General features: G+C 51.2%; 16 protein-coding genes and 2 tRNA genes. 12 read left to right on the forward strand and 6 right to left on the reverse strand.

What is annotated here, in order from left to right; genetic code table 11:
* Positions 1-314 precede the first annotated feature (314 nt).
* The 5 genes from ACO7SM_RS10015 to narI all read left to right on the forward strand — a co-directional run bounded on the left by ACO7SM_RS10015 (position 315) and on the right by narI (position 8,753).
* Entirely contained in the window at positions 315-1,706 is a 1,392-nt protein-coding gene (locus tag ACO7SM_RS10015; RefSeq protein ID WP_490470674.1) for a NarK family nitrate/nitrite MFS transporter, read from the forward strand.
* 387 nt (positions 1,707-2,093) lie between these two features.
* Positions 2,094-5,837 (forward strand): nitrate reductase subunit alpha, encoded by a 3,744-nt coding sequence (locus ACO7SM_RS10020; RefSeq protein WP_490470675.1) that lies wholly within the window; start codon positions 2,094-2,096, stop codon positions 5,835-5,837.
* Positions 5,834-7,369 (forward strand): nitrate reductase subunit beta, encoded by a 1,536-nt coding sequence (narH, locus tag ACO7SM_RS10025; RefSeq protein ID WP_490470676.1) that lies wholly within the window; start codon positions 5,834-5,836, stop codon positions 7,367-7,369. The genes ACO7SM_RS10020 and narH overlap by 4 nt, the downstream gene beginning before the upstream one ends.
* Positions 7,366-8,076 carry a nitrate reductase molybdenum cofactor assembly chaperone gene (gene narJ / locus ACO7SM_RS10030; protein WP_490470677.1) on the forward strand — a complete coding sequence of 237 codons (711 nt, stop codon included), beginning with the start codon at positions 7,366-7,368 and terminating at the stop codon, positions 8,074-8,076. The genes narH and narJ overlap by 4 nt, the downstream gene beginning before the upstream one ends.
* Positions 8,076-8,753, forward strand: coding sequence for a respiratory nitrate reductase subunit gamma (gene narI / locus ACO7SM_RS10035; protein ID WP_490470678.1), 678 nt, complete (start codon positions 8,076-8,078; stop codon positions 8,751-8,753). The genes narJ and narI overlap by 1 nt, the downstream gene beginning before the upstream one ends.
* 267 nt (positions 8,754-9,020) lie before the next feature.
* Here the strand turns inward: narI and ACO7SM_RS10040 are convergent.
* From ACO7SM_RS10040 to ACO7SM_RS10055, 4 genes are all read right to left on the reverse strand, one after another.
* Positions 9,021-9,105: transfer RNA gene (locus ACO7SM_RS10040), tRNA-Tyr, on the reverse strand.
* A gap of 26 nt (positions 9,106-9,131) precedes the next feature.
* A tRNA-Tyr gene (locus ACO7SM_RS10045) sits at positions 9,132-9,216 on the reverse strand.
* Positions 9,217-9,511: 295 nt separating this feature from the next.
* Positions 9,512-10,354: a formyltetrahydrofolate deformylase gene (gene purU, locus ACO7SM_RS10050; RefSeq protein WP_162382838.1), complete on the reverse strand. Its 843-nt coding sequence runs from the start codon at positions 10,352-10,354 to the stop codon at positions 9,512-9,514.
* Between the two features lie 53 nt (positions 10,355-10,407).
* Complete coding sequence (locus tag ACO7SM_RS10055; protein WP_490470679.1) at positions 10,408-10,863, reverse strand: YchJ family protein; 456 nt, start codon at positions 10,861-10,863, stop codon at positions 10,408-10,410.
* 112 nt (positions 10,864-10,975) lie between these two features.
* Here ACO7SM_RS10055 and rssA point away from each other — a divergent pair, with 112 nt between their 5' ends.
* The 3 genes from rssA (at position 10,976) to galU (ending at position 14,095) form a co-directional block, all read left to right on the forward strand.
* On the forward strand, positions 10,976-11,881 hold the full coding sequence (gene rssA / locus ACO7SM_RS10060; RefSeq protein WP_490470680.1) for a patatin-like phospholipase RssA: 906 nt from the start codon (positions 10,976-10,978) through the stop codon (positions 11,879-11,881).
* Between the two features lie 90 nt (positions 11,882-11,971).
* Positions 11,972-12,985 carry a two-component system response regulator RssB gene (rssB, locus tag ACO7SM_RS10065; RefSeq protein WP_490470681.1) on the forward strand — a complete coding sequence of 338 codons (1,014 nt, stop codon included), beginning with the start codon at positions 11,972-11,974 and terminating at the stop codon, positions 12,983-12,985.
* Between the two features lie 201 nt (positions 12,986-13,186).
* On the forward strand, positions 13,187-14,095 hold the full coding sequence (gene galU, locus ACO7SM_RS10070; protein WP_490470682.1) for a UTP--glucose-1-phosphate uridylyltransferase GalU: 909 nt from the start codon (positions 13,187-13,189) through the stop codon (positions 14,093-14,095).
* A 135-nt stretch (positions 14,096-14,230) separates the two neighbouring features.
* Here the strand turns inward: galU and hns are convergent, their stop codons facing one another.
* Complete coding sequence (gene hns / locus ACO7SM_RS10075) at positions 14,231-14,644, reverse strand: histone-like nucleoid-structuring protein H-NS (RefSeq protein ID WP_162382834.1); 414 nt, start codon at positions 14,642-14,644, stop codon at positions 14,231-14,233.
* Between the two features lie 861 nt (positions 14,645-15,505).
* On the opposite strand from hns, the gene tdk reads away from it, so the two are divergent.
* Positions 15,506-16,123, forward strand: a complete 618-nt coding sequence (tdk, locus tag ACO7SM_RS10080) for a thymidine kinase (protein WP_490470683.1) — start codon at positions 15,506-15,508, stop codon at positions 16,121-16,123.
* Positions 16,124-16,367: 244 nt separating this feature from the next.
* Here the strand turns inward: tdk and adhE are convergent, their stop codons facing one another.
* Positions 16,368-19,049, reverse strand: a complete 2,682-nt coding sequence (gene adhE, locus ACO7SM_RS10085) for a bifunctional acetaldehyde-CoA/alcohol dehydrogenase (RefSeq protein ID WP_490470684.1) — start codon at positions 19,047-19,049, stop codon at positions 16,368-16,370.
* A gap of 477 nt (positions 19,050-19,526) precedes the next feature.
* On the opposite strand from adhE, the gene ACO7SM_RS10090 reads away from it, so the two are divergent.
* The 3 genes from ACO7SM_RS10090 (at position 19,527) to oppB (ending at position 23,612) form a co-directional block, all read left to right on the forward strand.
* Entirely contained in the window at positions 19,527-20,174 is a 648-nt protein-coding gene (locus ACO7SM_RS10090) for a YchE family NAAT transporter (protein ID WP_490470685.1), read from the forward strand.
* 764 nt (positions 20,175-20,938) lie between these two features.
* Positions 20,939-22,570 carry an oligopeptide ABC transporter substrate-binding protein OppA gene (oppA, locus tag ACO7SM_RS10095; RefSeq protein WP_490470686.1) on the forward strand — a complete coding sequence of 544 codons (1,632 nt, stop codon included), beginning with the start codon at positions 20,939-20,941 and terminating at the stop codon, positions 22,568-22,570.
* A gap of 121 nt (positions 22,571-22,691) precedes the next feature.
* The gene (gene oppB, locus ACO7SM_RS10100; protein WP_490470687.1) at positions 22,692-23,612 is read left to right on the forward strand and encodes an oligopeptide ABC transporter permease OppB; all 921 of its coding nucleotides are present in this window, start codon (positions 22,692-22,694) and stop codon (positions 23,610-23,612) included.
* The last annotated feature ends 5 nt before the right edge of the window (positions 23,613-23,617 follow it).

Here is a 23,617-nt window from a genome sequence, read left to right on the forward strand (position 1 = left end):
AAAGCCTTAATGAATGATGATGTTGCCGGGATATAGCGGCAATGGCGTTATTCTCGGCTATACCCTGGAGTATACCCATACCCACAACGAGTTACCTCTTAATTGCCATGGAAGGAAGAGGGATTTACGGGTGAGGGGAATGCCCCGACAGTGCCGTGAAAAACCACATCTTTTTTATCGAAAATGCCTACTCACTTAGGGTAATGATGATTTTTGGGCATCAATAATGACGCATTTTCCTTTGATTTATATCAACTTACCCCCGGCTGTAAACCCTAATGTGGCAGATATCGAATCGAGTATCAGAGGTGTCTATGAGTCACTCATCCGCCCCGGAAGGGGCATCAGGCGCAGTCATTACCGAATGGCGACCGGAAGATCCGGCATTCTGGGAACAGCGTGGTCAGGGGATCGCTAGTCGAAACCTGTGGATTTCCGTTCCCTGCCTGCTGTTGGCATTTTGTGTATGGATGCTGTTCAGTGCGGTTGCGGTAAATTTGCCTAAGGTGGGTTTTAACTTCACCACCGATCAGCTCTTTATGTTAACGGCATTACCCTCCGTTTCGGGTGCATTATTACGCGTGCCATACTCCTTTATGGTTCCGTTGTTTGGCGGTCGCCGTTGGACGGCGTTCAGCACCGGGATCCTGATAATCCCGTGCGTGTGGTTAGGTTTTGCGGTACAGGATACCTCCACGCCGTTCAGTACGTTCATCGTGATTTCACTGCTGTGTGGTTTTGCCGGGGCAAACTTCGCCTCCAGTATGGCCAACATCAGCTTCTTCTTTCCGAAACAAAAACAGGGCGGCGCGCTGGGTTTGAACGGCGGGCTGGGTAATATGGGCGTCAGCGTGATGCAACTGGTTGCACCGCTGGTGGTTTCCCTGTCTATCTTTGCCGTGTTTGGCAGCCACGGTGTGGAACAGCCGGACGGCTCTCAGTTGTATCTGGCGAATGCGGCGTGGATTTGGGTGCCGTTCCTCGCCATTTTCACCCTTGCCGCCTGGTTCGGCATGAATGAACTGGCGACCTCGAAAGCCTCTCTCAAGGCGCAGTTGCCGGTACTCAAACGGGGTCATTTGTGGATTATGAGCCTGCTGTATCTGGCGACCTTTGGCTCATTTATCGGTTTTTCCGCCGGGTTTGCCATGCTGTCGAAAACGCAATTCCCGGACGTGCAGATCCTGCATTATGCCTTCTTCGGCCCGTTTATTGGCGCACTGGCACGTTCCGCCGGGGGCGCTATCTCCGATCGTTTAGGCGGGACGCGCGTTACGCTGGTTAACTTTGTCCTGATGGCCATCTTTAGCGCGCTGCTGTTTCTGACTCTGCCGACAAACGGAACAGGGGGCAGTTTTATCGCCTTTTTCGTTGTGTTCCTGGCGTTGTTCATGACGGCCGGGCTTGGGAGTGGGTCAACCTTCCAGATGATCTCCGTTATTTTCCGTAAGCTAACCATGGACAGGGTCAAAGCAGAGGGTGGTTCTGAAGAGAAAGCGATGCGTGAAGCGGCGACTGACACGGCGGCTGCGCTGGGCTTTATCTCGGCGATTGGCGCGATTGGCGGCTTCTTTATCCCGAAAGCATTTGGCACTTCACTGGCGCTAACCGGCACGCCCGTCGGCGCAATGAAAGTGTTCCTCATCTTCTATATCGCCTGTGTGGTCATCACCTGGATGGTATACGGACGCCATTCTAAAAAATAAAAAGTACGGTTTGATTATCCTTTGCGCGGCGTTAGACCGCGCTTTTTTTTGCCCTAAATTAGTTACAACATACTTTAGTGTTTGAACCGTGGGAGCAGAAAAGCGGCATGATCATGTGTTATGTCGGGCAGGGGCATACCCCTTAATACCCACTTGTAAAGAAACCAGCCTGCAATAATCATGGGTGTTCAAAAATATTCTTTAATTTCAATTTGTTACTCTGAATTCTGTCATCCCACTTTGGGGGTAGTCATTGATTTCACTCTGATTTTCAACCCCACCCGCCTTGATCGTTATCAATTCTGACGCCCTTTCAGAGCGTTACCTTCGCTCTTAAAGCAATGTCGATTTATCAGAGAGCCGTCAGGCTCCCACAGGAGAGAACCGATGAGTAAATTCCTGGACCGCTTTCGCTACTTCAAGCAGAAGGGCGAAACCTTTGCCGATGGGCACGGCCAGCTTCTCGAAACCAACCGGGACTGGGAGGATGGATACCGCCAACGTTGGCAGCACGACAAAGTGGTGCGTTCAACCCATGGGGTAAACTGTACCGGCTCATGTAGCTGGAAAATTTATGTGAAAAACGGCCTGGTGACCTGGGAAACCCAGCAAACCGACTACCCGCGTACCCGCCCGGATATGCCAAACCACGAACCGCGCGGCTGTCCACGCGGCGCGAGCTACTCCTGGTATCTCTACAGCGCTAACCGCCTCAAATATCCGCTGATGCGCAAACGTCTGATGAAGATGTGGCGTGAAGCGAAAAAACTGCACAGCGACCCGGTTGATGCGTGGGCCTCTATCATTGAAGACGCCGATAAAGCCAAAAGCTTCAAACAAGCGCGTGGTCGCGGTGGATTTGTTCGCTCCTCCTGGCAGGAAGTGAATGAGCTGATTGCGGCATCCAACGTCTATACCGTCAAAACCTATGGCCCGGATCGCGTGGCTGGCTTCTCGCCCATCCCGGCGATGTCGATGGTCTCTTACGCGTCTGGCGCACGTTACCTTTCGCTGATTGGTGGTACTTGTCTGAGCTTCTACGACTGGTACTGCGATCTACCGCCAGCCTCTCCACAGACCTGGGGCGAACAGACCGACGTACCGGAATCGGCTGACTGGTACAACTCCAGCTATATCATCGCCTGGGGCTCAAACGTTCCTCAGACCCGTACCCCGGACGCCCACTTCTTCACCGAAGTCCGCTACAAAGGGACGAAAACCGTTGCGGTAACACCGGATTACGCCGAAATCGCCAAACTGTGCGATCTGTGGCTGGCACCGAAGCAGGGAACCGATGCGGCAATGGCGCTGGCAATGGGCCACGTGATGCTGCGCGAATTCCACCTCGACAACCCGAGCCAGTATTTCACCGATTACGTCCGCCGCTACACCGATATGCCAATGCTGGTGATGCTGGAACAGCGTGACGGGTATTACGCGGCAGGTCGTATGCTGCGTGCTGCCGATCTGGTGGATTCGCTCGGCCAGGAAAACAACCCGGAATGGAAAACGGTCGCCATCAACAATAACGGCGACATGGTGGCACCGAACGGCTCTATCGGTTTCCGCTGGGGCGAAAAAGGCAAATGGAACCTCGAACAACGCGACGGGACGACGGGCCAGGAAACCGAACTGCAGCTCAGCCTGTTGGGCAGCCAGGACGAGATTGCCGATGTCGGCTTCCCGTACTTTGGCGGCGAGGGCACCGAGCACTTCAATAAAGTGGAACTGGAAAATGTTCTGCTGCATAAACTGCCGGTAAAACGCCTGCAACTGGCAGACGGCACCTCTGCGCTGGTGACCACTGTTTATGACCTGACGATGGCCAACTATGGTCTGGAACGCGGCCTGAACGACGAAAACTGCGCGACCAGTTACGACGATATCAAGGCGTACACCCCGGCGTGGGCAGAGCAAATTACCGGTGTGCCGCGTACGCAGATCACCCGTATCGCCCGTGAGTTCGCCGACAACGCAGACAAAACGCATGGCCGGTCGATGATTATCGTCGGTGCTGGCCTGAACCACTGGTATCACCTCGATATGAACTATCGCGGGCTTATCAACATGCTGGTGTTCTGTGGCTGTATCGGCCAGAGCGGCGGCGGTTGGGCGCACTATGTCGGTCAGGAAAAACTGCGTCCGCAAACCGGCTGGCAGCCGCTGGCGTTTGCCCTCGACTGGCAGCGTCCGGCGCGTCATATGAACAGTACATCTTACTTCTACAACCACTCCAGCCAGTGGCGTTATGAAACGGTCACCGCGCAGGAGTTGTTGTCGCCGATGGCGGATAAATCCCGCTACAGCGGTCATCTGATCGACTTTAACGTTCGCGCTGAACGGATGGGCTGGTTACCGTCCGCACCACAGTTAGGCACTAACCCGCTGACTATCGCTGAAGAGGCGAAGAAAGCCGGTATGACGCCGGTGGATTACACCGTTAAATCCCTGAAAGAAGGTTCGATTCGTTTTGCCGCCGAACAGCCGGAAAACGGCAAAAACCATCCGCGTAACCTGTTCATCTGGCGCTCTAACCTGCTCGGTTCTTCCGGTAAGGGTCACGAGTACATGCTCAAATATCTGCTGGGTACTGAGCACGGTATTCAGGGGAAAGATCTCGGTCAGCAGGGCGGCGTAAAACCCGAAGAGGTGGAATGGCAGGATAACGGTCTTGACGGCAAACTGGATTTAGTGGTGACGCTGGACTTCCGTCTTTCAAGCACTTGTCTCTATTCTGACATCGTGCTGCCGACCGCCACCTGGTATGAAAAAGACGACATGAATACCTCGGATATGCATCCGTTTATTCATCCGCTCTCCGCCGCCGTTGACCCGGCCTGGGAATCGAAAAGCGACTGGGACATCTACAAAGCCATCGCGAAGAAATTCTCAGAAGTGTGCGTTGGCCATTTAGGTAAAGAAACCGACGTCGTGACGCTGCCAATTCAGCACGACTCGGCCGCCGAACTGGCGCAGCCGCTGGATGTGAAGGACTGGAAAAAAGGCGAATGTGACCTGATCCCAGGTAAAACCGCGCCGCACATCATGACCGTTGAACGTGACTATCCGGCGACCTACGAGCGTTTCACCTCTATCGGCCCGTTGATGGAGAAAATCGGTAACGGTGGTAAAGGGATTGCCTGGAACACCCAGAGCGAAATGGATCTGTTGCGTAAGCTCAATTACACCAAGGCAGACGGCCCGGCGAAAGGCCAGCCGATGCTCAACACGGCGATTGATGCGGCAGAGATGATCCTGACCCTGGCACCGGAAACCAACGGTCATGTGGCGGTGAAAGCTTGGGCGGCGCTCAGCGAGTTTACCGGTCGCGACCACACGCACCTGGCGACGAACAAAGAAGAGGAAAAAATCCGCTTCCGCGATATTCAGGCCCAGCCACGTAAAATCATCTCCAGCCCGACCTGGTCCGGTCTGGAAGACGAACATGTCTCGTACAACGCAGGCTACACCAACGTTCATGAGCTGATCCCATGGCGTACGCTGTCGGGTCGCCAGCAGTTGTATCAGGATCACCAGTGGATGCGTGATTTTGGTGAAAGCCTGCTGGTCTACCGTCCGCCGATTGATACCCGTTCGGTGAAAGCCGTGATGGGCGAGAAATCGAACGGCAACCCGGAGAAAGCGCTTAACTTCCTGACGCCGCACCAGAAGTGGGGGATCCACTCCACCTACAGCGACAACCTGCTGATGCTGACGCTCTCGCGTGGTGGCCCGATTGTGTGGATGAGCGAAACCGATGCCAAAGATCTGGGCATTGAAGATAACGACTGGATCGAAGTCTTCAACAGCAATGGCGCATTGACCGCGCGTGCGGTGGTCAGTCAGCGCGTACCGTCCGGGATGACCATGATGTACCACGCGCAGGAACGTATCGTTAACCTGCCGGGATCAGAAATCACCCAACAGCGCGGCGGGATCCATAACTCGGTCACCCGTATTACACCGAAGCCAACCCACATGATTGGCGGCTACGCGCAACTGGCCTACGGCTTTAACTACTACGGTACCGTCGGCTCAAACCGCGATGAGTTTGTGGTGGTGCGTAAGATGAAGAACATTAACTGGCTGGATGGCGAAGGCAATGACCAGGTACAGGAGAGCGTAAAATGAAAATTCGTTCACAAGTCGGCATGGTGCTGAATCTCGATAAGTGCATCGGTTGCCACACCTGTTCAGTCACCTGTAAAAACGTCTGGACCAGCCGTGAGGGCATGGAGTACGCCTGGTTCAACAACGTGGAAAGCAAACCCGGCGTTGGCTTCCCGAATGACTGGGAAAACCAGGAAAAATGGAAAGGCGGCTGGATCCGCAAAATCAACGGCAAGTTGCAGCCGCGCATGGGCAACCGTGCGATGTTGCTCGGTAAAATCTTCGCGAACCCGCATCTGCCGGGCATCGATGATTACTACGAGCCGTTTGATTACGACTACCAGAACCTGCATGCCGCGCCGGAAAGCAAACATCAACCGATCGCGCGTCCACGCTCACTGATTACCGGTAAGCGGATGGACAAAATCACCAGCGGGCCAAACTGGGAAGAGATTCTGGGGGGCGAGTTTGAAAAACGCGCCAAAGACCAGAACTTCGAAAACATGCAGAAGGCGATGTACGGTCAGTTCGAAAACACCTTCATGATGTACCTGCCGCGTCTGTGTGAGCACTGCCTTAACCCGGCGTGCGTGGCGACCTGCCCGAGCGGTGCCATCTATAAGCGTGAAGAAGACGGCATTGTGCTTATCGATCAGGACAAATGCCGCGGCTGGCGCATGTGCATCACCGGCTGCCCGTACAAAAAAATCTACTTCAACTGGAAGAGCGGTAAGTCCGAGAAGTGCATTTTCTGCTATCCGCGTATCGAGGCCGGTCAGCCGACCGTCTGCTCGGAAACCTGCGTCGGCCGTATCCGCTACCTCGGCGTGCTGCTGTATGACGCCGATGCCATCGAAAGCGCGGCCAGCACCGAGAACGAAAAAGATCTGTATCAGCGTCAACTGGACGTCTTCCTTGACCCGCACGATCCGGCGGTCATTGAACAGGCGCAGAAAGACGGTATTCCGCTGAGCGTGATTGACGCGGCGCAACAGTCGCCGGTCTACAAAATGGCGATGGACTGGAAGCTGGCGCTGCCGCTGCATCCGGAATACCGCACGCTGCCGATGGTCTGGTACGTGCCGCCGCTGTCACCGATTCAGTCTGCGGCGGATGCCGGAGAACTGGGCAGTAACGGCATTCTCCCGGACGTGGACAGCCTGCGTATTCCGGTTCAGTACCTGGCGAACCTGCTGACCGCAGGCGATACCCAGCCGGTGCTGTTGGCGCTGAAACGGATGCTGGCGATGCGTCACTATAAACGAGCGGAAACCGTTGACGGCAAAGTCGATACCCGTGCGCTGGAAGAGGTGGGCTTAAGCGAAGCGCAAGCCCAGGAGATGTACCGTTATCTGGCGATTGCCAACTACGAAGATCGTTTTGTGGTGCCGAGCAGTCATCGTGAGCTGGCGCGTGATGCGTTCCCGGAGAAAAGCGGTTGTGGCTTTACCTTCGGCGACGGTTGCCACGGTTCCGATACCAAACTCAACTTGTTCAACAGCCGTCGCATCGATGCTGTCGATGTGACCCGCAAAACGGAGCCGCACTCATGATTGAACTCGTCATTGTTTCGCGCCTGCTCGAGTACCCGGATGCTGCCCTCTGGCAGCATCAGCAGGAACTTTTCGATGCACTCGCGTCATCTGAAAACCTGGATAAAGAAGATGCTCAAACCCTGTGCGTCTTCCTGCGAGACGTCACCGCGCAGGACATGCTGGATGTGCAGGCAAACTACAGCGAGCTGTTCGACCGTGGTCGTGCCACGTCTCTGCTGCTGTTTGAACATGTGCATGGAGAATCCCGCGATCGTGGTCAGGCGATGGTTGATCTGCTGAATCAGTACGAGCAGCACGGCCTGGTACTCGACAGTCGCGAGTTGCCGGATCATCTGCCGCTGTATCTGGAGTATCTGGCACAGTTGCCGAAGCACGACGCGCTGGGCGGTTTGCAGGATATCGCGCCGATTCTGGCGCTACTGGGCGCGCGTCTGCAACAGCGTGAAAGTCGTTATGCGGTGTTGTTCGATCTGCTGCTGAAACTGGCAAACACGGCTATCGACAGCGATAAAGTGGCCGAAAAAATTGCCGATGAAGTGCGCGACGATACGCCGCAGGCGCTGGATGCGGTCTGGGAAGAAGAACAGGTGAAATTCTTTGCCGATAAGGGCTGCGGCGAATCTGAAATCTCCGCTCACCAGCGTCGTTTTGCCGGTGCCGTTGCGCCGCAATATCTGAATATCACCACCGGAGGACAGCACTAATGCACTTCCTGAATATGTTCTTCTTTGATATCTACCCGTACATTGCCGGGTCGGTGTTCCTGATTGGCAGTTGGCTGCGGTATGACTACGGTCAGTACACCTGGCGTGCCGCCTCCAGTCAGATGCTGGATCGCAAAGGCATGAATATGGCCTCCAACCTGTTCCACTTCGGGATCCTGGGCATTTTTGCCGGTCACTTCCTTGGTATGCTGACGCCACACTGGATGTATGAAGCCTGGCTACCGATTGAGGTGAAGCAGAAGATGGCGATGATTGGTGGCGGTGCGGCGGGCCTGATGTGCCTCGTCGGGGGTGTGTTGCTGCTCAAACGCCGTCTGTTCAGCCCACGCGTACGTGCAACCACCACCGGTGCGGATATTCTGATCCTCTCTCTGCTGGTGATTCAGTGTGCGTTGGGTCTGCTGACCATCCCGTTCTCTGTTCAGCATATGGACGGTAGCGAGATGATGAAACTGGTCGGCTGGGCGCAGTCTGTGGTGACCTTCCACGGTGGGGCGTCAGCGCATCTGGAGGGTGTGGCATTCATTTTCCGTCTGCATCTGGTGCTGGGGATGACGCTGTTCCTGTTATTCCCGTTCTCACGTCTGGTACACATCTGGAGTGCGCCAGTTGAGTATCTGACGCGTAAATATCAGGTCGTGCGCGCGCGCCGCTGATCGGTGTGTGATGTAAGGTTAAACCCTGCTTCGGCGGGGTTTTTTTATGGGCACAGTGCTACCTGAATTGTCGGATGGCGCTGCGCTTATCCGACCTACATGATGGCGGTCTTGTAGGCTCGGTAAACGACGTGCCACCGGGCAAAGGCGATGTTACCTGCGTCGCTGCGCTCGAATCGAACCTTGATCGAAGCTTCTCATCCTTCCCGCATGGGCAGAATATAGGGCACTGAAATTTGAATATATATGGGTTCAATCAGGAAGTGATGGTGGCGGGGGAAGGATTCGAACCTTCGAAGTCGATGACGGCAGATTTACAGTCTGCTCCCTTTGGCCGCTCGGGAACCCCGCCAGGGGTATGATGCTTGAGCGTTGAGATGGTGGTGGGGGAAGGATTCGAACCTTCGAAGTCGATGACGGCAGATTTACAGTCTGCTCCCTTTGGCCGCTCGGGAACCCCACCACAGGGTTTGGTGTTTCATAGCTTGAAGGATTATCGTTACCTGCGGTAACGCTCTCTCGCTATGCTCGAGTCGAACTTCAAAGTCGATGACGGCAGATTTGCAGTCAGCTCCCTTATGATCGCTCGTGAACCCCACCACGGGGTAATGCTGGTTACTGGCCTGCTTCCTTGTGGGAAGCGGGGCGCATCATATCAAATGACGCGCCACTGTAAAGCATTCCGTTGATAAAAATAAACCAATCGCCTGATTTTTACGCGTAAAGACGTAAAGGTAACCAATTAATTTATCTATCGATTAAAGAATAATCGTCCGGTTGCCGTAAACAAACACGCGCTGAGCCAGCACCTGATACAGTGCGCGGCTCAATACGTTCTTCTCTACGTCGCGTCCGGCGCGCATCATGTCTTCCGCCGTGTAGGTGTGATCCACATGAATCACGTCCTGCATGATGATGGGGCCTTCATCCAGGTTGTCATTCACATAGTGCGCAGTTGCACCAATGATTTTGACGCCACGCTCATAGGCCTGGTGATAAGGACGCGCACCAATAAAGGCAGGCAGGAACGAATGATGAATGTTGATTATTTTATTCGGGAAACGCGAAACAAACTCAGGCGTCAAAACGCGCATATACTTCGCCAACACCACATAGTCAGGTTGATGCGCGTCAATGGCATCCGCCATCTTCTGGTCGTGTTCCTCGCGCGTTAATCCTTCATGACTCACCAGCTCGAACGGGATTTCAAAACGTTCAACCAGTGAGCGCAGCGTTTCGTGGTTGCCAATGACGGCGGCGATCTCAACATCCAGACCACCATAGTTGGCTTTCATTAACAGATCGCCCAGACAATGTGCTTCCTTGGTGACCAGAATAACAACGCGGCGACGTCCAGCCAGATTCAGTTCGCGAACGGAACCTTCCGGCAACGCGCTGTCCAAATCGGCGAGCAGCGTGGAGTCATTAAAAATGCCTTCCAGTTCGGTGCGCATGAAAAAGCGACCGGTACGGTGGTCAACAAATTCATTGTTTTGCACAATGTTTAATTCGTGCTTGTAACAAATGTTGGTGATACGTGCGATGAGGCCCTTTTGATCGGGGCAGATAGTACGCAAAACTTTTCGTTGTAGTGAATGCATTGCCGGGAAAATCCTGTTGAGAGTGTTTGCTGTTTCGTCGCTGTCAGATGTGTTTAACCACAGCACTTTTTGAATTTTTTACCTGACCCGCAAGGGCAGGGATCATTTCGACCAAACTGAGGACGTATACCATCAATATAATACCATTGGCCGTTTTCTTTTAAGAAACGAGAACGCTCAATGATGGCACCTGTTTTTCCTTGCTCGGAAAAGCGGGCGACAAAGCTGACATAGCCTGTATTGTCCGTTTCAGAATAACTGTGTTCAAAAACGGTCAGACCCAGCCACTCCGTGTGGGCAAATCCGGCGCTGATATCGTCGCGAAACGCTGCCGCGCCACAGGAGGGATGCCAGGTTCTGATTAAATAATCTGCGTCTTTCATCACAAAAGCGCAGTAGCGAGAACGCATGAGTTGTGACGGATCGAGTGCTACTTGCTCACCGGACACAACAGGGCGGCAACATAGGCTATACTCGACATCGCTGCCGCAGGGACAAAGCTGAGACACAATCATCTCCCTGGAATAAAAAAAACGGCGTACAAACGCCTGGGTAGCACTATGTTAACTGAGCCGTGGCGATGTTGCCACGTCTTGAAGCCATGGGAAGTCTTTCGTGACAATGAGAAAAATTAAAATAGGGTTGGCGCTAGGTTCCGGCGCAGCACGAGGGTGGTCCCATATCGGTGTTATCAAGGCGCTAAAGCACATGGGCATTGATATCGATATCGTTGCGGGATGCTCCATTGGCTCGCTTGTTGGCGCCGCTTATGCCTGTAATAAATTGACCGCGCTTGAGCAGTGGGTTTGCTCATTCAGCTACTGGGATGTGCTACGCCTGATGGACTTGTCCTGGGGTAAAGGCGGACTCTTGCGGGGTGAACGCGTATTCAACCAATACCGCGAGATCATGCCCGCCGACGATTTCGAACACTGTACTCGCCGTTTTGGCACCGTCGCAACCAATCTCAGCACCGGCCGGGAGTTGTGGTTTACCGAGGGCGATCTACACCTGGCGGTGCGCGCCTCCTGCAGTATGCCTGGCCTGATGTCGCCGGTGTCCCATAATGGTTACTGGCTGGTCGATGGCGCGGTGGTTAACCCTGTTCCTGTTTCTCTGACTCGCGCGATGGGGGCCGACATTGTTATTGCCGTCGACCTTCAGCACGATGCGCACCTCATGCAGCAAGACCTTCTCTCTTTTAATGTCAGTAATGACGATGATGACAGCGAGGATACGCTTTCCTGGCATGCACGTTTGAAAGAGCGTCTGAGCAACATGACCTCCCGACGCGTCGAAAGCGCGCCAACGGCCATGGAGATCATGACAACCTCGATTCAGGTGCTGGAAAACAGACTTAAGCGCAACCGAATGGCGGGCGACCCGCCGGATATACTGATCCAACCGTTTTGTCCGCAGATATCCACTCTGGACTTCCACCGTGCCAATGCCGCCATTGCGGCAGGGCAGTTGGCGGTCGAGAAAAAGATGGACGAGCTTTTACCCTTGGTGCGTACCGACGTTTGACACACCTTTTACGAACACTTAAGCAAAATCTGACAGGCACGAGTGGCAATAGCATGCCACTATTGATTAAAGCCAGTCAGGGGAGAGAACATGACGCAGCCATTGGTCGGAAAACAGATTCTTATTGTTGAAGACGAGCCTGTTTTTCGCTCGCTTCTCGATTCCTGGTTTTCCTCATTGGGAGCGACGACAGCGGTAGCCGCAGACGGTCTGGATGCATTGGAATTACTCAGTACATTCACCCCCGACCTGATGATTTGCGACATCGCCATGCCGAGAATGAATGGGCTCAAACTGGTTGAGCATATGCGTAACCGTGGCGACCAGACGCCGATTCTGGTGATTTCCGCGACAGAAAATATGGCGGACATTGCTAAAGCGCTACGTCTGGGGGTTGAGGACGTGTTGCTTAAGCCAGTGAAAGATCTTAACCGTCTGAAGCAAGCCGTTTTCGCCTGCCTTTATCCCAATATGTTTAATTCCAGGGTCGAAGAAGAGGAACGTCTGTTTCGCGATTGGGATGCGCTGGTCGATAATCCACCGGCAGCGGCAAAATTACTGCAGGAACTACAGCCGCCGGTTCAGCAGGTTATTTCTCATTGTCGGGTAAATTATCGCCAACTCGTTACCGCCGACCAACCCGGTCTGGTGCTCGATATTGCGCCGCTATCTGACAGTGACCTTGCCTTTTATTGTCTTGATGTCACGCGTGCTGGCGATAATGGCGTTTTGGCGGCATTACTGTTGCGGGCGTTATTTAATGGTCTGTTACAGGAACAACTGACGCATCAGGATCATCGCTTACCCGAATTAGGTACACTGCTGAAACAAGTTAATCATCTGCTGCGGCAAGCCAATTTACCGGGACAGTTTCCGCTATTAGTCGGTTATTACCATTGTGGGCTTAAAAATCTGACCCTGGTTTCTGCCGGACTGAACGCGACGTTAAATACACCAACGCATCAGGTACAGATCAGTAATGGCGTCCCGTTAGGGACGTTAGGTAATACTTATCTAAACCAATTAAGCCAGCGCTGTGAATCCTGGCAGTGTCAAATTTGGGGGGCAGGAGGACGGCTTCGCCTTATGTTGTCTGCGGAATGAGCAAACGAGAAGGCGGACTGAAATTGACATACCTGCTTTACACTTCGGGTGCTACTATCAGCGCCAGGTTTTTGCGAATTTATCTTAATTATACGAACGCGCGTCCTTTTCGGCGTTGGGGTTTGTTCCACGACTGATATACTCGGATGCGATGCAGATTGATGAACACGTTCAATAAATGAACAGTCCAGGAGAATTTAAATGGCTGCCCTTAATACGAAAGTCAGAAAAGCCGTTATCCCGGTTGCGGGTTTAGGAACCAGGATGTTGCCGGCGACGAAAGCCATCCCGAAAGAGATGTTACCGCTGGTTGATAAGCCATTAATTCAGTATGTCGTAAACGAATGTATTGCTGCTGGCATCACTGAAATTGTGCTGGTGACCCACTCTTCCAAAAATTCAATTGAAAACCATTTCGATACCAGCTTTGAGCTGGAAGCGATGCTGGAAAAACGCGTTAAGCGTCAGTTGCTGGAAGAAGTGCAATCTATTTGCCCGCCGCATGTGACCATTATGCAGGTTCGTCAGGGGCTGGCGAAAGGTTTGGGTCATGCCGTATTGTGCGCGCATCCGGTCGTTGGTGATGAAGCTGTTGCGGTCATTCTGCCGGACGTGATTCTTGATGAATTTGAATCTGATTTGTCCCGGGATAACCTGGCTGAAATGATTCGTCGCTATGACGAAACCGGTAGCAGCCAGATCATGGTAGAGCCCGTTGCTGACGTTACCGCGTACGGTGTGGTCGATTGCAAGGGCGTAGAGTTAGCGCCGGGCGAGAGCGTGCCAATGGTCGGTGTTGTTGAAAAACCGAAAGCAGACGTTGCGCCATCTAATCTGGCCGTCGTGGGACGTTATGTTCTGAGCGCTGATATTTGGCCACTGCTGGCGAAAACGCCTCCAGGTGCCGGGGATGAAATTCAGCTCACCGACGCGATTGATATGCTGATCGAAAAAGAGACGGTCGAAGCTTACCATATGAAAGGCAAAAGCCATGACTGCGGTAATAAATTAGGTTACATGCAGGCATTTGTAGAATATGGCATTCGCCATAATACCCTGGGTGCTGAATTTAAAGCATGGCTTGAAGAAGAAATGGGTATTAAGAAGTAAGCCAGACGGTATAAATCCCGAAAAAACGGCGCTGAACACTCAGCGCCGTTTTTTTCGCCAGTAAGGTGACGACGGGTAAAGTACCCCCAAAAAAAATCCCGCCATTGGCGGGATTTTAAGCAAACAGGTAACGAATTATTCCTGAATCAGGAAATCGTCCAGTTGTTTACCTTGTTCTTCCATTGCTTTTTTGATCACAGCCGGTGTACGACCCTGGCCAGTCCAGGTTTTAGTTTCACCGTTCTCGTCAACATAGCTATATTTAGCAGGACGTGCAGCACGCTTAGCTTTGGCGCCGGATTTAACAGCAGCCATGCTATTCAGCAGCTCGTTCGGGTCAATGCCGTCAGCAATCAGCATTTCACGATACTGTTGCAGTTTACGGGTACGCTCTTCAACTTCAGCAGCGGCAGCGCTTTCTTCTTCACGGCGCTCGTTAACAACAACTTCTAATTTCTCCAGCATTTCTTCAAGCGTCTCAAGGGTACATTCTCTTGCCTGCGCACGAAGAGTACGGATGTTGTTCAGAATTTTAAGTGCTTCGCTCATTTTTTTAATCTCAAACTTATATTGGGGTGGTTTGTTGAGCTAATAATAGAGCGATAAATTCAGATGTGCAATAGCCAGTAATGTAAGGAATTCAAAATTGCTCTTTATTTACGACAGCATTTAAATATCCGAACTTAAATTTTTCTTGAAGGGACGCACAAAAAAGAGCTTATTGGTTGCGATGTTACTCCGGGCAGGGGGCTAAACTTCAGCGATTAGAGTCACATTTTATCGTGTAGCAATAGTATCTCATTGCAGTAATTTCAACCTTTTGTATTAGTTTTGCTTACCGAATTCACCTATTACTTTGAGGTAGATATGAGGAACAGTAACAATAAGTACAGGGTTTAGATAATGAAGCGGATGTTAAGTAAAGTTGATGAATGTCTAAAGCACAAATTGCGAAGAGGGCGTATATCCTAAATAATTCGGGGTACAGGACGTCAGCAACGTGCGTCAAATTCGCCAGCAGGGATCTTAACAATCAGAGGTCGGCCCGGATGAGCCCTGGCTTGTTACTCATTCATCCCCAGAGGTTGACCCCAGGATATACTGGCAGCGTCGAGTTGAGCCGCCGGAAGCGAGGTATTGCTGACGAAGGGGCAACCTTATGTATGGCGGATATATCACCGGGGGCGTTTGTTAACGCTTATATATACTTCAATTTATTCACCAACATCATGACAGAAACACGGAAAGTCGCTTTAGAACAATATCTGTGCGTGCCTGCAATGAATGTGGGTAGTCATCTGAACAAGACTGTGACGTCAGGCGTGTATACAATTCCTGAGGCCGACAGGTTCGAAAATTATGATAGAATCCCCCGGATTTTTATTTCTCTCAGGTGGGGGCCTGCGGCTAATGGCACAGCTATATTTCTACTATTCGGCAATGAATGCGGGTAAGTCGACTGCATTGCTGCAATCTTCATACAATTATCAGGAACGTGGGATGCGCACCGTCGTGTATACGGCGGAAATTGATGACCGCTATGGTGCCGGAAAAGTCAGTTCACGGATTGGGCTGTCCTCACCCGCTAAGTTGTTTAACCAGAATTCATCACTGTTTGAAGAGATTCGTGCGGATAACGCGCAACAGCCAATCCACTGCGTACTGGTTGATGAGTGTCAGTTTCTGACCCGCGAGCAGGTCTACGAATTATCAGAGGTCGTTGACCAACTTGATATTCCGGTTCTGTGTTATGGATTACGTACAGATTTTCGGGGTGATCTGTTCGGCGGTAGCCAATACCTGCTTGCCTGGTCGGACAAACTGGTGGAATTAAAAACCATCTGTTTTTGTGGCCGTAAAGCGAGCATGGTTTTACGCCTTGATCAGGCTGGCAGACCTTATAATGAAGGTGAGCAGGTCGTTATCGGCGGCAATGAACGCTACGTTTCCGTATGTCGTAAGCATTACAAAGAAGCGCTTGAGGTAGGGTCTTTGACATCTATTCAGGAAAAGCATCGATACGACTAATACAGGCTCCCTGTACGCAATGAAACAAACAGGGTAGGTTGATGGCTATCACAAACCACGTCTGCCCTGAAACCTCTTCTCCCGTTGTTCTCTGACGTTCCCCGGTAAGACCCCGCGCATTGTCCGTCTATGATGGCATCAGTCTTGATACCCATTGTGCATCGGGTGGCCATCTATAAAAAGTATAAAAAAAACGGCCCCAGAGGGACCGTTTTCGCGATTTGCTGATATTTACGTGAGCAAATTAAGCAGATTTTTTCGCTTTTTTGTCAGCTTTCGGTGCTGCTGCGGCAACGTCTTTCTTCGCTGCAGTTTCACCTTCGCTGAATTCACGACCGTAGAAGGTATCCATCAGAATCTGTTTCAGTTCAGAGATCAGCGGGTAACGCGGGTTAGCGCCAGTACACTGGTCATCGAACGCATCTTCAGACAGTTTGTCCACGTTAGCCAGGAAGTCAGCTTCCTGTACGCCCGCTTCGCGGATGGACTTAGGAATACCCAGTTCCGCTTTCAGGCTTTCCAGCCATGCCAGCAGTTTTTCAATTTTCGCTGCGGTACGGTCGCCAGGAGCACTCAGACCCAGGTGATCGGCGATTTCAGCATAACGACGACGCGCTTGCGGACGGTCGTACTGGCTGAATGCCGTCTGTTTGGTCGGGTTGTCGTTTGCGTTGTAACGAATAACGTTACAGATCAGCAGGGCGTTCGCCAGACCGTGAGGAATGTGGAACTGAGAACCCAGTTTATGCGCCATGGAGTGACATACACCCAGGAAGGCGTTAGCAAACGCGATACCGGCGATAGTCGCTGCACTGTGTACACGCTCACGTGCTACCGGGTTTTTAGACCCTTCATTGTAGGACGCTGGCAGGTTATCTTTCAGCAGTTTCAGCGCCTGCAGAGCCTGACCGTCAGAGAACTCAGAAGCCAGTACAGAAACGTAAGCTTCAAGCGCGTGAGTTACCGCATCCAGACCACCGAAGGCACACAGAGACTTCGGCATTTCCATAACCAGGTTGGCGTCAACAATCGCCATGTCCGGCGTCAGCGCATAGTCAGCCAGCGGATATTTCTGACCTGTAGCGTCGTCGGTAACCACCGCAAACGGGGTCACTTCAGAACCGGTACCGGATGTGGTGGTGACAGCAACCATCTTCGCTTTCACGCCCATTTTCGGGAACTTGTAGATACGTTTACGGATATCCATAAAGCGCAGCGCCAGTTCTTCGAAGTGAGTTTCCGGATGCTCGTACATGACCCACATGATTTTCGCGGCGTCCATCGGGGAACCACCACCCAGAGCGATAATAACGTCTGGTTTGAAGGAGTTAGCCAGCTCTGCGCCTTTACGAACTACGCTCAGCGTCGGGTCAGCTTCAACTTCAAAGAACACTTCAGTTTCAACGCCAGCGGCTTTCAGAACAGAGGTAATCTGGTCTGCGTAACCGTTGTTGAACAGGAAGCGGTCAGTTACGATCAGCGCACGTTTGTGACCATCGGTAATCACTTCATCCAGTGCGATTGGCAGTGAGCCACGACGGAAGTAGATAGATTTCGGAAGTTTGTGCCACAACATGTTTTCAGCTCGCTTAGCAACGGTTTTCTTGTTGATCAGGTGTTTCGGACCAACGTTTTCAGAGATGGAGTTACCACCCCAGGAACCACAACCCAGAGTCAGGGAAGGTGCGAGTTTGAAGTTGTACAGGTCACCGATACCACCCTGAGAAGCCGGGGTGTTGATCAGGATACGCGCGGTTTTCATCATCTGACCGAAGTAGTTGACACGATCCTGCTGGTTATCCTGGTCGGTGTACAGGCAAGAGGTGTGACCGATACCGCCCATGGCGACCAGTTTCTCTGCCTTAAGTACGGCGTCTTCAAAATCTTTAGCGCGGTACATTGCAAGCGTAGGTGACAGTTTCTCGTGAGCAAACGGCTCGCTTTCGTCAACCACTTTCACTTCGCCGATCAGAATCTTGGTCGTTTCTGGTACGGTGAAGCCAGCCAGTTCAGCGATTTTGTACGCCGGCTGACCAACAATTGCTGCGTTCAGCGCGCCATTTTTCAGGATGATGTCCTGAACGGCTTTCAGCTCTTTACCTTGCAGCATGTAGCCGCCGTGGCTGGCGAAACGTTCACGAACGGCATCGTATACGGCGTCAACAACAACAACAGACTGTTCAGAAGCACAGATTACGCCGTTATCGAACGTTTTAGACATCAGCACGGACGCTACCGCACGTTTGATATCTGCTGTTTCGTCAATAACCACTGGCGTGTTGCCTGCACCAACACCGATAGCAGGTTTACCAGAACTGTACGCAGCCTTAACCATGCCCGGCCCACCGGTAGCAAGGATCAGGTTGATGTCCGGGTGGTGCATCAACGCGTTTGACAGTTCTACGGAAGGTTGATCGATCCAGCCGATCAGATCTTTCGGTGCCCCTGCAGCGATAGCAGCTTGCAGAACGATGTCGGCAGCTTTGTTCGTTGCATCTTTAGCACGCGGGTGCGGAGAGAAGATGATAGCGTTACGGGTCTTCAGGCTGATCAATGATTTGAAGATAGCCGTAGACGTCGGGTTAGTGGTCGGAACGATACCACAGATGATACCAATCGGTTCAGCAATGGTGATAGTCCCGAAGGTGTGGTCTTCATCCAGCACACCACAGGTCTTTTCATCTTTGTAGGCGTTATAGATGTATTCAGAAGCGAAGTGGTTTTTAATCACTTTATCTTCAATGATACCCATGCCGGATTCGGCAACGGCCATCTTAGCGAGGGGGATTCGAGCATCAGCAGCGGCCAGAGCGGCGGCGCGGAAGATTTTGTCAACCTGTTCTTGAGTGAAACTGGCATATTCACGCTGGGCTTTTTTTACGCGCTCGACGAGTGCGTTAAGTTCAGCGACATTAGTAACAGCCATAAATGCTCTCCTGATAATGTTAAACTTTTTTAGTAAATCATCTGCTCGATACGAGAGTATAGACAGATCGACGAAAGTTTGTATAAAAGTCTAAAAATCAAACGGTTACTTAACGTCCATTTTACTCTGATTTACTAAAAGAGCTTATGCGTTAGCGTTAATTGATTCTAGCGCATTACGTCCAGGTGGCGGAAGCCAGATTACTCACTTCTGAGTAGTTATTACGTGATCTGGATCAAAATTACGCAAAGCTGACACCTTTCAGCAGGCCCTTTTAGCAATTCACACCCTGTGTTGGTGAATTGTTGAGGTGAATGATATCCACATTAGCATAATCCATACATATAAATAACAGTGGAGAATATAGAGAGATAGTGCAGATTTGAGGTGAAGTATGCTGCTAAAAGGCGTATCTTCAGCGCGGTTTTTACCATTTTTGACGACTAACTTCATCCGGCTAACGCTTCGGAGCTAACCGTGATCCAAACGTTATTTGACTTTCCTGTTTACTTTAAATTTTTCATCGGGTTATTTGCGCTGGTTAACCCGGTTGGGATTATTCCTGTCTTTATCAGTATGACCAGCTACCAAACGGCAGCGGCGCGTAACAAGACAAACCTGACCGCCAACTTGTCGGTGGCCATTATTTTGTGGACTTCACTCTTCCTGGGTGACGGCATTTTGCAACTCTTCGGGATTTCGATTGATTCGTTCAGGATCGCGGGTGGGATTCTGGTTGTCACGATTGCAATGTCGATGATCAGCGGGAAACTGGGCGAAGATAAGCAGAACACGCAGGAAAAATCAGAAACCGCAATACGTGAAAACATCGGTGTTGTGCCGCTGGCATTGCCTTTAATGGCAGGGCCGGGGGCTATCAGTTCGACGATAGTCTGGGGTACACGATATAACAGCATTATGCACCTGGTGGGTTTTTTCGTTGCTATCGCTATTTTTGCGCTGTGCTGTTGGGGCTTATTCCGTATGGCGCCGTGGCTGGTGCGATTGCTTGGACAAACCGGCATTAACGTCATTACCCGTATCATGGGCCTGCTGTTGATGGCGTTGGGTATTGAGTTCATCGTAACAGGCCTTAAAGCTATTTTCCCCGGCCTCCTCAGCTAACCCATCTTTCATATAGACGGAGTCAATATTGACTCCGTTTCCTTCATGCCATTGGTAAAAGCGCTCACTCACGTTGAAAATTAACGCGAAAAAAGAATCAACATGGCGGACTTTCAAATTTGTTTTCCTGTTGATTTAGCGGGATTTTATTCAATCTTTATGGCTTAACGTCTCGCGTCTCGCTGTTATTTTATTAACATCATACTAAGGGGCTTGATGAAGGATTATCGAAATGTTATTAGTTATTTCAGCGCCACGCCAGATGAATGTGCTAAATAATGACCAGTTGTTAAGTTTATGTGTATTTCAACCTCTGTCTGATGCCCTGGGGGGTTAAAGGCATAGGGTGCCAGATAATGCATTGATGACAATGGGTTTTTATAAAAATCACGTTCTCATATGATGTCTTCATTCTGGCATGTTTTTTCTACAAAAGAGAATTGGTTAACAAATCTGTAAATTGTATTGGCGGTTAAGAAACGCATTTGGTACTTTCCGGCCAGATAATTTCAGAAGATCTCACGTTGTTGAGAACCATTGCCAATAAAGTGGTTTACAGAATAAAAGCGCGTCTCTGACAGGGGAGGCGTAGACCGAATCGACGTAAGGCGATCAAACGAATCGCCAAAATAAATAAAGTCGGTGATAGCAACGTAGTAAACGAACTGACAGCAGCAAAATCTCCGGTGCTGTACAGAAACCCAAACGGGATTAAACAGGCTGGTTAAAAAGCCAGTAATTATAATGAGTGGAGTACAAACACAATGTCTAACATCACAAAAAAAAGTTTAGTAGCTGCGGGGATTTTAACTGCGCTGGTCGCCGGAAATGTTGCAATGGCTGCGGACGTTCCCGCCGGCGTTCAACTCTCCGATAAGCAAACTCTGGTGCGCAATAACGGTTCCGAAGTTCAGTCTCTTGACCCGCACAAAATTGAAGGTGTGCCGGAGTCAAACATTAGCCGCGATCTGTTTGAAGGTTTATTGATAAGCGATGTCGAAGGACATCCGTCAGCAGGTGTTGCGGAAAAGTGGGAAAATAAAGATTTTAAAGTCTGGACGTTCCATCTGCGTAAAAATGCAAAATGGTCAGACGGCACGCCGGTTACTGCACATGACTTTGTGTATAGCTGGCAACGCCTCGCCAACCCGAATACCGCGTCACCGTATGCAAGCTACCTCCAGTACGGTCATATCGCCAATATCGACGACATTATCACGGGTAAAAAACCATCGACCGATCTCGGCGTAAAAGCGATTGATGATAATACGTTCGAAGTGACCCTGAGCGAGCCGGTGCCTTATTTCTATAAACTGCTGGTTCACCCGTCCGTTTCTCCAGTGCCTAAAGCTGCCGTCGAAAAATTCGGTGAGAAGTGGACTCAGCCCGCCAACATTGTCACCAACGGTGCATACAAACTGAAAAATTGGGTGGTGAACGAGCGTATTGAGCTTGAGCGTAATACGAACTACTGGGATAACGACAAGACCGTCATTAACCAGGTCACCTATCTGCCGATCTCTTCCGAAGTTACTGATGTTAACCGCTATCGCAGCGGCGAAATCGACATGACCTATAACAACATGCCGATTGAATTATTCCAGAAACTGAAAAAAGAGATCCCGGATGAAGTCCGCGTCGATCCTTATCTGTGTACTTACTACTACGAAATCAATAACCAGAAAGCACCGTTTAATGATGTTCGCGTTCGTACCGCGCTGAAAATGGCGCTGGATCGCGATATCATCGTCAACAAAGTGAAAAATCAGGGCGACCTGCCAGCCTATAGCTATACCCCTCCATACACCGATGGCGCAAAACTGGTTGAGCCGGAGTGGTTTAAGTGGTCACAAGAAAAACGTAACGAAGAAGCGAAAAAACTGCTGGCCGAAGCGGGCTTCACCGCAGATAAGCCGTTGACCTTTGACCTGCTTTACAACACCTCCGATCTGCATAAAAAACTGGCGATTGCGGTGGCTTCCATCTGGAAGAAAAATCTGGGCGCTAACGTGAAGCTGGAAAACCAGGAATGGAAAACGTTCCTCGACACGCGTCATCAGGGAACCTTTGATGTGTCTCGTGCCGGCTGGTGTGCGGATTATAATGAACCGACATCCTTCCTGAATACCATGTTGTCAAACAGTTCAAACAACACCGCTCACTATAAGAGCCCTGCGTTTGACAAACTGATTGGCGACACGCTGAAAGTCACTGACGAAGCGCAGCGTACTGAGCTGTACACGAAAGCAGAACAGCAACTTGATAAAGACTCTGCAATTGTACCGGTATATTATTACGTTAACGCGCGCCTGGTGAAACCCTGGGTAGGCGGTTACACCGGTAAAGACCCGATGGATAATATCTACGTTAAAAACTTGTATATTATCAAGCATTAATGGCAAGACGTGGGGCAAACGAGTTTTGCCCCACAGTGTCTTTTTTTCATCGCACTATAAACACCTCGCCTGAGTTCGTTTGACACAGAGGTGTAAAGGCACACGCCAGAAGGTACGGGCAATGTTGAAATTTATTTTACGCCGCTGTCTGGAAGCGATTCCAACGCTCTTTATTCTTATCACGATTTCATTCTTTATGATGCGTCTTGCACCGGGAAGTCCTTTCACCGGTGAACGTGCGCTGCCGCCGGAGGTACTGGCGAATATTGAAGCGAAATATCATCTGAATGACCCCATCAGTACGCAGTACTTCAGCTATCTGAAGCAGTTGGCGCACGGTGATTTTGGGCCTTCATTCAAATACAAAGACTACACGGTCAACGACCTGGTTGCCTCAAGCTTCCCGGTGTCTGCAAAACTGGGAGCGGCCGCCTTTCTCCTTGCCGTGATCCTCGGCGTAAGCGCAGGGGTCATTGCAGCGCTTAACCAGAACACGCGCTGGGATTACACGGTGATGGGGGTAGCTATGACCGGGGTGGTTATCCCCAGCTTCGTCGTGGCCCCCTTACTGGTCATGATATTTGCCATCACGCTCAAATGGCTGCCCGGCGGAGGCTGGAACGGCGGGGCGCTGAAATTTATGATTTTGCCGATGGTGGCGCTGTCACTTGCCTATATTGCCAGTATCGCGCGTATTACTCGCGGCTCAATGATTGAAGTATTGCACTCCAACTTTATTCGTACCGCCCGGGCAAAAGGGTTGCCGATGCGACGGATTATTTTCCGCCACGCGTTAAAACCCGCGTTGTTGCCTGTTCTGTCTTATATGGGCCCGGCATTTGTCGGCATTATCACTGGCTCGATGGTCATTGAAACAATCTATGGTTTGCCGGGGATCGGCCAGTTGTTCGTTAACGGGGCATTGAACCGTGACTATTCGCTGGTGCTGAGCCTCACCATTCTGGTGGGGGCGCTGACCATCGTGTTTAACGCCGTCGTCGATGTGCTGTACGCCGTCATCGATCCGAAGATTCGTTACTGATACTG

This window comes from Citrobacter sp. LJND-P06 (genome assembly GCF_058188415.1).